Annotated in this window: 12 protein-coding genes; 9 read left to right on the forward strand and 3 right to left on the reverse strand. The window is 44.7% G+C overall.

Features of this window, described 5'->3' with window-relative positions:
* Positions 1-209 precede the first annotated feature (209 nt).
* The gene (locus tag GC098_RS38095; protein WP_171649530.1) at positions 210-1,376 is read right to left on the reverse strand and encodes a M20 family metallopeptidase; all 1,167 of its coding nucleotides are present in this window, start codon (positions 1,374-1,376) and stop codon (positions 210-212) included.
* Between the two features lie 166 nt (positions 1,377-1,542).
* Here GC098_RS38095 and GC098_RS38100 point away from each other — a divergent pair, with 166 nt between their 5' ends.
* Both GC098_RS38100 and GC098_RS38105 read left to right on the forward strand, forming a co-directional pair.
* Positions 1,543-1,827: a hypothetical protein gene (locus GC098_RS38100; protein ID WP_171649531.1), complete on the forward strand. Its 285-nt coding sequence runs from the start codon at positions 1,543-1,545 to the stop codon at positions 1,825-1,827.
* Between the two features lie 93 nt (positions 1,828-1,920).
* Positions 1,921-2,574 (forward strand): GDSL-type esterase/lipase family protein, encoded by a 654-nt coding sequence (locus GC098_RS38105; RefSeq protein WP_171649532.1) that lies wholly within the window; start codon positions 1,921-1,923, stop codon positions 2,572-2,574.
* Here GC098_RS38105 and trhA read toward each other — a convergent pair whose 3' ends face one another.
* Positions 2,575-3,207 (reverse strand): PAQR family membrane homeostasis protein TrhA, encoded by a 633-nt coding sequence (gene trhA, locus GC098_RS38110; RefSeq protein WP_171649533.1) that lies wholly within the window; start codon positions 3,205-3,207, stop codon positions 2,575-2,577.
* Positions 3,208-3,266: 59 nt separating this feature from the next.
* On the opposite strand from trhA, the gene GC098_RS38115 reads away from it, so the two are divergent.
* The 3 genes from GC098_RS38115 to GC098_RS38125 all read left to right on the forward strand — a co-directional run bounded on the left by GC098_RS38115 (position 3,267) and on the right by GC098_RS38125 (position 5,895).
* Positions 3,267-4,037, forward strand: a complete 771-nt coding sequence (locus GC098_RS38115) for an SDR family NAD(P)-dependent oxidoreductase (RefSeq protein WP_171649534.1) — start codon at positions 3,267-3,269, stop codon at positions 4,035-4,037.
* Between the two features lie 150 nt (positions 4,038-4,187).
* A complete protein-coding gene (locus tag GC098_RS38120) occupies positions 4,188-5,036 on the forward strand; it encodes a DegV family protein (protein WP_171649535.1) in 849 nt (282 codons plus the stop codon).
* A 16-nt stretch (positions 5,037-5,052) separates the two neighbouring features.
* Positions 5,053-5,895, forward strand: coding sequence for a DegV family protein (locus tag GC098_RS38125; protein WP_171649536.1), 843 nt, complete (start codon positions 5,053-5,055; stop codon positions 5,893-5,895).
* 269 nt (positions 5,896-6,164) lie between these two features.
* Here GC098_RS38125 and GC098_RS38130 read toward each other — a convergent pair whose 3' ends face one another.
* Positions 6,165-8,327, reverse strand: a complete 2,163-nt coding sequence (locus GC098_RS38130) for a HelD family protein (protein WP_171649537.1) — start codon at positions 8,325-8,327, stop codon at positions 6,165-6,167.
* Between the two features lie 174 nt (positions 8,328-8,501).
* Here GC098_RS38130 and GC098_RS38135 point away from each other — a divergent pair, with 174 nt between their 5' ends.
* From GC098_RS38135 to GC098_RS38150, 4 genes are all read left to right on the forward strand, one after another.
* Positions 8,502-8,981 (forward strand): glutathione peroxidase, encoded by a 480-nt coding sequence (locus GC098_RS38135; protein WP_171649538.1) that lies wholly within the window; start codon positions 8,502-8,504, stop codon positions 8,979-8,981.
* 259 nt (positions 8,982-9,240) lie between these two features.
* Entirely contained in the window at positions 9,241-9,606 is a 366-nt protein-coding gene (locus GC098_RS38140; RefSeq protein ID WP_171649539.1) for a His/Gly/Thr/Pro-type tRNA ligase C-terminal domain-containing protein, read from the forward strand.
* Positions 9,607-9,625: 19 nt separating this feature from the next.
* Positions 9,626-10,315, forward strand: a complete 690-nt coding sequence (locus GC098_RS38145; protein ID WP_171649540.1) for a PIG-L deacetylase family protein — start codon at positions 9,626-9,628, stop codon at positions 10,313-10,315.
* Between the two features lie 45 nt (positions 10,316-10,360).
* Positions 10,361-10,897, forward strand: coding sequence for an MOSC domain-containing protein (locus tag GC098_RS38150; RefSeq protein ID WP_171649541.1), 537 nt, complete (start codon positions 10,361-10,363; stop codon positions 10,895-10,897).
* Positions 10,898-11,218: the final 321 nt, after the last annotated feature.

Genomic DNA, 11,218 nt, shown 5'->3' on the forward strand with positions numbered 1-11,218 from the left:
TTCTACAACAATGAAGCGAGAGAGCAAGGAAATGAGCAGAATTGTTGCACTATCTACAACATCATACTACTGAATGAAGAATTCATTCACGTAACCCTCAGCTTTGCATGCAAAACGATGTCTTGAATCAAATAATCTGCAAATGAAACAGCCGCATTAACAGAGCAGGAGCTCTGTTTCATGCGGCTAGTCTTTCGTATGGGGAAGAGTTATTTCATCGCTGCAGCAAACTCCGCTTTGATTTTACTTAACAGCTCTGGGCTGGCAAGTACTTCATATGCCGTGAAAGCTAGGAGTTTTGCCGCGAATATCATGGCATTCAGAGCGGGTTCCTGCAGTGCGAGATCACGGAACTCCTTGGTATGGAGCATATGTCTCTCATCTACAACTTTGACGAATGGGTGAATCGTCGGGCATTGGGTAGACACGTTGCCTAGGTCGAGGGAACCGTGATCCTTGCCAACTTCGATTTCTTTCGGATCAATTCCCATCGCTAACAACTGATCAGTGAAGACGGCTGATAGTGTCTCATTGGTTCGAAGCTCGTCATACGAATACTCATAAAAGGAAGTCTTCAACGTACAACCGGTTTGCAGGGCAGCGCCCTCAGCGCAGTGAAGTACTTTCTGGACGAGCTCGTTCGTATACGTGCGGGATGCTGAACGTACATAGAACTGAGCGACAGCATAGTCAGGGATAATATTCGGAGCTTTGCCACCCTCGCTAATGATGCCGTGAATACGCGCATCAGACTTGGTTTGTTGGCGCAGCGCATTTATGGAATTGAACAGTTGAAGAACAGCATCAAGTGCGTTGACGCCTTCGTAAGGTTGAGCAGCTGCATGAGCGGAACGACCAAAAAATTCGTACTGGATAGCGTCCATAGCTAGCGATTCGCCTGACTTCTCATACGTATAGTACGGGTGAGCCATCAGAGCAATATCCACATCTTTGAATAGTCCAGCCGCGGCCATTGGCACTTTGGCGCCCTTGGTTTCCTCTGCAGGTGTTCCATATACACGGATACTGCCGCCTGTTTCATCGATGACCGACTTAAGGCCGATGGCTGCGCCAATACTCATCATGCAGATGAGATGGTGGCCACAAGCGTGACCCAGGTCGGGTAATGCGTCATATTCTGCTAAGAAGGCCACGACAGGACCAGCTTTACCAGAATCATAGGTAGCTATAAAAGAGGTTGCAATATCTAATACACCGCGTTCAACGTGGAAGCCATGATAGGCCAATTCCTCAGTTAAACGATCGGAAGCTTGAAATTCTTCATGCCCAAGTTCCGGGTTTGCCCCAATAAAGCTGGATATGGCTATTAATCTGTCTGCATGGTTATCAATGGATTGCGTAATGGTTGTTTTCATAAATGGATGGCTCCTTTGTTGAATGGTTCTTAGCTCCATTGTAGTATAAAGGAAGGCGAACTACCACTTTACAGCTCACTGGGTTACAATTAATGAACAAAAAGAGTTAATAAACGCAATCTTACAAAACAAGATTTTTTTGCGAAATATTTAGGGGGACTCTCACATGATGAAATATGGAGCCGAACACGAAGAACACCGATTTACATTATCTTTCACGGAATCAGAGGTAAGAGGGCAATGGCGCGACATTTTCTTAGGTATACATAAAGAGGTTGGCGAGGAGTTTCCGGAGGATTTAATCGATCCATCTATACTCGTCATCTGTAATCTAGATGGAGAAATTGTTCAAATTGTCCTTCACGACGAGGGCTGTGATTGTGAGTTCCAATTTACATTCTCGGAAAAGGCACAAATCGAAAATTATGTTAAGCAGCATGTAAACGTATAAAAAAACGACGAAAGAACTGGTGAGAGTGTCCCTTCCCAAACTGGGCGCTGGCGCATATAGTATTATACGTCAGGCTTTAGGGAGAGGATAGCAATGGAAAAGACGATCAATTATTTGGCATTTGGAGATTCACTAACGGTTGGTTTTGGAGCTCCGGAAGGTCACGGATTCGTACCTATCTATCGGCAAAAGTTGGAGCAATTGCTGAAGGTTCCTATTCACTTAAAGCCTGCAGGCAAGAATGGTGCTACAACTACTCAATTGCTTCAAACAATTGAATTAGATCCGGAGATCCAAAAAGATATAAGAGAAGCGAATCTCATCACGATCACAGCTGGCGGCAATGACTTAATCCAGGCGGCAATTCCTTTCTTTTATCAGGGAGATCCTGCTTACTTAAAATCTGCTCTTCAAACGTATGAATCCAACTATAAGAAATTGATCGGAGAAATTGAGGCACTTCGGCAAGGGGTTGAAGAGCCTTTCTTAATCGTTTTAGTCGGGCTCTACAATCCTCTGCCGCAGGTGCCGGATGCCGCATATTGGGTGCAGCGCTTTAATTTATTTCTTCGCAAATTAGAACAGCCGCATATTCTTGTGGTTCAAGTGTATGATGCTTTCGTAGGGCAAGATAGCTGTTATTTGTCAGAAGACGCCATTCACCCAAACGAAATTGGTTATAAAGAACTGGCGCGTCAAGTGGAGAAAGCGGTTTCTCTCCAACACCTCCAGCAATTGATCCAATAATTAAGCTGGTATGACATACCAGAATATTGAGAAGAAATGACAGGCGCTACCAGCAAGCACGAAAACATGCCATATGGCATGGTGATAAGGGATGCGCCGCCATACATAAAAGATGGAACCAAACGTATAGAACAATCCGCCTACGACGAGCCACACGATACCGCCTAATGGCAGGCTTAAATACAGTGGTTTAAAGGCGAAAATAATCAGCCAACCCATGAGTATATAACAAAGGGTTGAAACCAAGATGAATCGTTTTACGTAGAAAACTTTCAAAACGATCCCGGCAAGCGCTAAGCCCCAAATCACACCCAAGAAGGTCCAGCCCAAAGGTCCTCGCAATGTGACGAGTAAATAAGGTGTATAGCTGCCTGCAATTAACAAATAAATGGCGGAATGATCGAGAAGCTCAAACACATCCTTCAAACGTGGATGGCTCACACTGTGAAGCAGCGTGGAACAGGTATAAAGTATGACTAATGCTGCACCAAAAATGCTGAAGCTGACAATGTGCCAAACAGTGCCATGTAAGGAAGCTTGCACGATGAGCAGGACAAGCGCTGCGATGCTTAACAACACGCCTACGCCGTGGCTGATGGCGTTGGCCTTCTCTTCCCGAACGGAATAGTCCATAGATAACCCTTCTTTCACTCATAAATATCCTACTACCTTATAGATTGGACGATGAAAAGATGTTTTTACCTTCATTTCAATTAATTAATAAAATTGCCTTAGTCACAGGAGCAGGAAGAGGCATTGGCAGAGCGCTAGCGATAGGCCTTGCTGAGGCTGGAGCTGACGTAGCTCTTTTCGCTCGTACAGCTAGTGATATAGAGGAAGTAGCTCATGAAATTCGTGCCTTGGGACGAAAGGCATATCCGTTTACGGTTGATGTCACGAATAGAGAACAGATCGAGGAAGCTGTCCAACAAATCATTGAACATACGGGTCGACTTGATATTCTAGTGAACAATGCGGGCATGAATATTCGCAGTCAAGCGCTGGCTGTTACGGATGAGGAATGGGACACGATCATGCAGACGAATCTTAAATCTGCTTTCTTGTGCTCTCAAATCGTAGGTCGTCACATGCAGCAAAAAGAATATGGAAGAATTATCAATATCGCTTCTGTTGCAGGACAGGTTGCCCTTCGAACAGGTGTTGTATACGCAGCTACCAAAGCTGCGATGATCCAAATGACGAAGGTGTTAGCACTTGAATGGGGCAAATATGGGATCAATGTGAATAGTATTGGACCATGGTATTTCAAAACGCCTTTGACAGAGAAAATCCTTGCTAATCCAGATTACCTAGCCGAAATCATTGCGCGTACACCATTAGGGCGCGTGGGTGAACTTGAAGAGTTGGTAGGGCCAGCTGTATTTTTCGCTTCGGATGCGGCGAATTATGTGACAGGTCAGACTCTATTCGTTGATGGTGGTATGACCATTTACGGCTTCTAATTGGAGCTGCTTAATTTTGTAAGGATTGAGCTTTCCGACTAGTTCAATTATACTTTACACAATCTTAATAGAGTTGTTGCGGGTTCAAGCTAGATAGACAGCATAGATGGATTAACAGACAGACAGCATAGATAAGGTGGTATGACCGCAATGTCCCGGGTTCGCATATTTACAGATAGCACAAGTGACTTAAGCGAAGAGCTTTATCGACGCTTTCAAATAGAGGTAGTGCCTCTTTATGTTATTTTTGAGGAGAATTCCTACAAAGATGGCATTACGATAAAACCTGATAGACTCTATGAATTGGTTAACCAAACCGGCAAGCTGCCCAAGACCGCTGCTCCATCGCCAATTGATTTCGAACAAGCGTTTGAACCCATTATTCAAAGCGGAGAAGACATTGTCTTTATTGGGCTTTCCTCTGAGCTCTCATCTACGATTCAGAATGCGACCATTGCCGCAGCGAGTTTTCCAGAAGGTAGGGTAACGGTCATTGATTCTAGAAATCTATCAACAGGAATAGGTTTACTAGTTTTAAAAGCTGCCCAAGCGGCAATGGATGGCCGGAGCATCTTTGAAATAAAATCATTGATTGAACCTTTAATCACCCGAATGGAAGTTGAATTCATCATTGACACATTGGAATATTTGCATAAAGGCGGAAGATGTTCAAGTGTTCAGCATTTTATAGGGAGTCTATTGAAAATTAGACCGATCGTTAAAGTCATTGACGGGGCTATGGTATCGACGGATAAGGTAAGAGGTAAACGGGAAAAAGCACTCCATCAGCTTCTGGATAATGCTTTAGCGCAAAAGAATGACATGGACACAGAATTCCTGTTTATTACTCACTCTGCGGCAGCAGAAGAAGCCGCTTACATCAAACAACAAATTGAACAACAAACGAATGTGAAACAAGTTTATATAACTGAAACGGGCTGCGTTGTTGCCAGCCACTGCGGACCGCATACAGTAGGTATTGTTTTCGCCAAAAAATAAGAAATGAGTGGACACCATGACGACAATCAAGATTATCACAGATAGCAGTTGCGACCTTCCCGAAATGATCGTAGACGAGATAGGGATTGCGATTGTTCCATTATCCGTACATTTTGGAGAGGAATGCATGCCGCCTGACATGGAGCTTGCTGATTTTTATGCGAGAATGAAAAAGGAGAGCGTCCTGCCGAAGACGTCAAGTCCGGCTCCGCAGCTATTCCTCGCTGAGTATCAGAAGGCCCAAGTGGATCAAGATATTCTTGTGATTAGTCTTTCATCTGCTCTTAGCAGTACCTACCATCATGCAGTCATGGCTAAAGAGATGCTGCTCGAAGAAGGTTATGCAGGTCGTATCGAAGTAATCGATTCGAAAACAACTTCACTTGGACTTGGTGTTCTCGTCTATAAGGCAGCCAAAATGGCGGAAGAGAATGTTCCATTTGAACAAATTGTAGAAGTGATAGGTCAATCCGTAACGACTTCAGGCACTTTTTTCTTTCTAGACACGTTAGAAAATGTAATAAAAGGTGGCAGGCTCGACCGAGTGCGGGGAGCTGTTGCGTCTGTTTTGAATATTAAGCTTCTGATGAAAGCCAGTGAAGAAGGTGCCGTAGAAGTGATAGAGAAAATCCGCGGTACCCAGCAAGCCTTGAAACGATTAATCACCAAAATAGGGGAAACTCACCATGATTTCGATAAAGATGTGATTGCCATCGCACATAGTAATTGTGAAGAAAGAGCGCGCGAAGTCTTGAACCAACTACTTGAGAAATATCCGTTCCGCAAAGTGTTGTTTTCTAATATGGGCACGGTTATTGGTACCTACGCTGGTGAAGGCGGCGTACTGATCGCTTACTAAAAATGTGAGGCAAGACGTGACAAAAGACACCTATTTACTCGATCCTTATGATCGGTGAATAGGTGTCTTTATGCATGTTGTACAACGTACTACAATTTATCTCGATTTCTTCTTGTGAAGTGGTGATGTTGTACTCTGTACAACAATTTAGCCGAATTTCAAGCCAAATGGCCATTTTCGGGCTAAATTGTTGTATTTTCTGCAACTTTCTTAGGAAAAGACTCTAAAATCTTAGAGTAAGTTGTACAAAACTCCAACATGGCTTGAAACTATCCAGGATAATGGGTTTCCACAATCTCTGTATCTTCCGTTGAGACCAGAGGAGACAGCTCGCCTGGAGCCATTAGCCATAATTCGTGAAGGGCGCGCGTACAGCCTACATACAGCAGTTTGGCATCCATAAAAGTGGCTTCGTAATGCCCGGCAGTAACATCCATGAGTAGAACGGCATCAAATTCAAGTCCCTTGGTCAAAAAGACGGGAAGGACCGAGATGCCGCCGCGGTATACACGCTGCTTGGAAGTTATGAGATTCGTTTCGATGCCAGCATCCGTCAACGCATCATGCAGCTCCTGTGCTTGCTTCTCCGTACGGGCAACAACAGCGATTGTACTCGAGCTTCCTTGTTTCAAGGTTGCGATGGCACGCTGAAGTAAAGGCAAACGGCCTTTGATGTCCGTCTGTAGGACACGGACTTTGTTTCCGCTGCGGAACACAGGAACAGCTAGAAGGGGATTCTCGACGCCTCGTTTCAAGACCTGATTGGCAAATAAGATGATTTCCATGGTGGAACGATAACTGCGTTCAAGTTCGAAATAACCAGTTTCGTCTACTTCAAACAAGCTGGAAAATTCCTTCCAATCCGTGATGCCTTGATAAGCGTGAATTCCCTGTGATAAATCACCGAGTATTGTAAACGAGCTATTTCGTGTGTAAGAATCAAGGACAGCCACTTGGAAAGGTGAAAAGTCCTGCGCCTCATCGATCACCACATGGTCGAATAACCGATCAGAAGGTATGCCGAAAAGGCGTGTATGAATATAAAGGAGTGGAGCGAGATCTTCGAGCTGCACTTCTTTTTTCTTGAAAAGCTTCAGTGAAGCAGCGACAATTGGTTCTGGTATTTGGTTCAGTAGGTCAATGGGCAAGCTGTCCGGACGACCTTTGTCTGTGAAGAGCATTTTGTAGAAGCTGAATGCCGAGTGATCGGGCCATCCCGTCAGATACGTGCGCAGGCGCTGTGAAGCTTTCTTTTTCAGCTCTTTCTTCCGACTTTGCTCCCAAATCTTGTCGAGCTGAATTTCCATCCAGCGTTTGATCCGAGCAATGACGCGCTCGCGCCTTTTGACAAGCGGATAGTGCTTGTTCTCTACGAAAAACCATTCGCGAATGGATGCAATTGGAAGCTTGACACCCTCCCACGGGATGAAATCCGAAGTAGGTACATAAGACTCCTCGAACCTCGTGAGACAGTGATCTAGGTATTGTTTAAAAGCAATAGATCCTTTAAATCTTCCCGGCGCTTGATCATCTACCGGAGGTCTTTTGCTGCCAAGCGAGAACCAGGTTTGAAGAACTATTGCTTGATCCGCTAGCTTTACTTCTTGGTCGAGCACATCAATTGCCCAATCCGTGAATGTGCTTTGCTGGATATTTCCGACTCCAAGTTCAGGCAGTACGCCGGATATGTAGTCGAGGAACATGGAGTTGGGTGCAAAAATGATCATCCGTTCTGCACGAACCTGTTCGCGGTATTGATAGAGTAAGAAAGCAAGTCGATGCAGGGCGACAGTTGTTTTACCGCTTCCTGCGACCCCTTGAATAATCAGTGCTGTATTCTTCGCTGCGCGGATAATACGGTCTTGCTCAGCTTGGATTGTAGATACAATGTCGCGCAGCTTATTGTCTTTATTTTCGCCAAGTCGGTAGAGTAAGAACTCATCGCCGACGGCAAGAGAGTCTTCATTGCGGTCATAGGTATCAACGACACGCTGGAGAATTTGCTTACGGACAACAAGGTTGCGCTTAAGATAAACGAGGCCATCGATAAGGCCGTCTGGTGAATCGTAAGAAGCAGCGTCCAGTCCGCCGGTGAATGAATAGAAAAGGCTAGCGACTGGTGCCCGCCAGTCAATGACAAGCAATTGGCCTGTTCGCTCGTCCTCGACGCCTGATTTACCAATATAAAGGGGAAGAGCGGAAGCCGATCCAGTCTCTTGGAAGTCAAGACGGCCGAAATACGGTTCATCGACGGCTTTAGCTAAATTGTGTCGGCCATTCTCGCGTGCTGCCTCCAACGCTTGCTCCGTTAAATCCGGACCGTAATAAACAGGAGTCGACCTAAGCCGCTCAAGCTGTTTGTCAATTTCCGCATTCGTTTGTTCAAGTTGTTGTAATTCTTCTTGATAGGCACTTTGAGTCTTTGTGTCCAAGATCAGTTACCTCCTAAGATCAGATGTTGTCTATTTTATGAAATAAACAGGTAAACAATATATCACACCTGTCAGTATATGGGAAGCTAAACTATCAAGCTTGTGATTTGGGCTCACTGGGAAAGAATGTTATAATGGATAGGAACTTATTATAATTTGAAGGAGTGCGGAGCTATGTCCATCTATAATATTGAGGTTCAAACGATCTCAGGCGAAACGAAGTCACTTTCCGAATATAAAGGAAAAGTGCTGCTTATTGTAAATACAGCAAGTGCATGTGGGCTTACACCGCATTATAAAGGGCTCCAAAGCTTATATGAGAAGTACCAGGATAAAGGATTGGTTGTTCTGGGATTCCCTTGTAATCAGTTTGGCGGTCAAGAACCAGGCACGAATGAAGAAATCCAAAGTTTCTGCGAACTCAACTACAAAGTGACATTCCCGTTATTTGATAAAATCGATGTGAAGGGTGAAAATGCTCATCCGTTATATACTTACTTATTAAGCCATACACCTGAAACGTATCGTACAGGAGAAATCGAATGGAATTTCGTGAAATTCCTAGTTGATGCCAGCGGTATTGTTGTTAAGCAGTATAGCGCTAGTACGGATCCTGCGACTATCGCTCCGGATATTGAAACAATTTTAGCATAGGATAAATAAAAAAGCTGTTGCATCTACGACAGAGGCTCGCTATAATCATAATAATCATAAAGTTGAAGGAGACGAATCATATGAAAAATACAGCTTGGTTCGTACAAATTCATTATTTTTATAGGCGTTAGCACACACCTGTACATATCAGGGTGGGCTAACGCATTTCGCGTTGGCCTCCCTGCGGGATAGCAATTCGCGCAGGACCATAGGTCCGGCGCGTTTTTTTATCTCGTTAAGAAAGGGAAGGGTGGATGGTATGCGAAACGCGGAAGAATCAAATGTTGGTTGGAGTTCAGAAGATTCGTATGGAAAGCGGCTAGAAGTACAAGCTATGGTAATCCTTCTTGACCCTAAAGCTTCTGAAGTTGCATGTCGAATGACAAATGAGCTGAAACTAGCTGGTATAGGTATAAAAATGGTTGATGAGAAGTTGGATGTGGATAAGCAGCTAACTACTGCGACAAAGCTTGGAATTCGCTTTATCATCTGTGTAGGCTTGACTGACAGCTCGACTGAACAAGTGAAGTTAATGGATATGCTAGATCTACACGAGAAAGTGATGCCGATGGATCAAGCCATTTATTGCATCGAAAAGATTTATCCGCCAGCAGCTTTTACATAATGAAGAGTGGAGTGAAGAGATGAAGAACCAATATGGATTTATATATGCACATCCGGATGATGAGACGTTTCTTAGTGCGTGCATTATTCGCAAGCTTGCCGATCAAGGGGAAAATCCTGTTTTGTTGTTGGCAACACGAGGTGATGCGGGTAGACAAGGGTTAGAGCGGGCAACCAATAGATCAGAACTCGCTAAACTGCGAGAGAAAGAGATGGATGAAGCCGCCAAGGTGCTGGGCTTGTCTCACGTGGAGCACCTGGGCCGTCCGGATGGTCAGCTCGCAGAGATTGATTTCGATGCACTAGTTGCAGGTGTTATCACTTTTATTCAGCGGTATGAGGTTGAGGTACTATTCACATTTCCAGAGGATGGGGGCAATGGTCACCCCGATCATATCACCATCTCCAAGGCGACAACGGCGGCTGTATTGAGTGGGAAATGTCCGAGTGTACGCAAGTTATATTATGCAGCAGCGGCTTCATTACGAGCCAAAGGTTATAAGCCTACGATAGAAGTAGATACAGAGACTGGTTGGCCGATAAAGGCTGCAGCCTTGCGGGCTCATGCAACCCAGCATGTAGCTATTGCCAAATACTTTGGTGACCTAGATGTATTTCCGGAAAATCGTCGATGGGAAGCTTTTGTGCTTGGTTGGCAGGATGGAACGATGTGGCCAGAGCAGGACCTAACGAAGGAACTGGAAGAATAGGGATATTAAGTGGTATAATAGGGGATAAGGCTGGTGAACGACTTCATGGCAATTATGGCTAAAATTGAAGCTGTACTTATCGCGGATGACGCTTCAACGTTTGTAACGAGAGAAATCGACGGTGTTGAATTAAGTTTTGGGGGCATTGAAGGCGACCGTCACTTCGGGTTATTCGCCAAGGCGGACTCGCGGCAGCCCATGTACAAGAGAGGCCAAGAGATTATGAATCGTCGCCAACTTAGCATTGTATCCGTTGAGGAACTGCAAGGCATAGCGCAGCGACTGGGTGTGGAAACAATTAAACCTGAGTGGTTGGGTGCAAATATTGTAGTGAGCGGCGTTCCTGAATTAACCAAACTTCCTATGGGAATCCGAATGATCCTTCCGAGTGGCGGCGGAATTGTGTGTGAAGGTGAGAACGAGCCCTGTGCAGGTCCTGGTAAGCAGATTGCAAATTTCTACGGAGACAGAAGCCTAACGCAACAATTTATCAAACATGCTGGGCATTGCAGAGGGATTGTCGCGTACGTGGAACGCCCAGGCGAAATAAAACCAGGTGACTTGGTCGAGATTCAAATTTAAATATATTTATTTTTTAAGGTACCCCCAGAAGTGTGTGCCTCTTCTCGAAATCTATATTAGAGAGAATTGGATCAGGAAGGTGTGGAGAAATGTCACTTTGCAACTGTGAAACATGCGGACAAGTTTATATTTCGAAATTTGAAAAGCATTGTAAATCTTGCTCCCAGCTTCAATTGAAAGAGTCGCATAAAGTGAAGGATTTCGTTAGGGCCCATCCGCGTGCCACACTTATTGAGGTTTACCACCAAACGGGCGTATCTTTAAAAACGATAAAAGAACTTATGAGAGCTTGAATACATAGAAAATGACAAAAGAGGCTGA

This window comes from Paenibacillus phytorum, from assembly GCF_013141715.1.
Classification (GTDB): domain Bacteria; phylum Bacillota; class Bacilli; order Paenibacillales; family NBRC-103111; genus Paenibacillus_E; species Paenibacillus_E phytorum.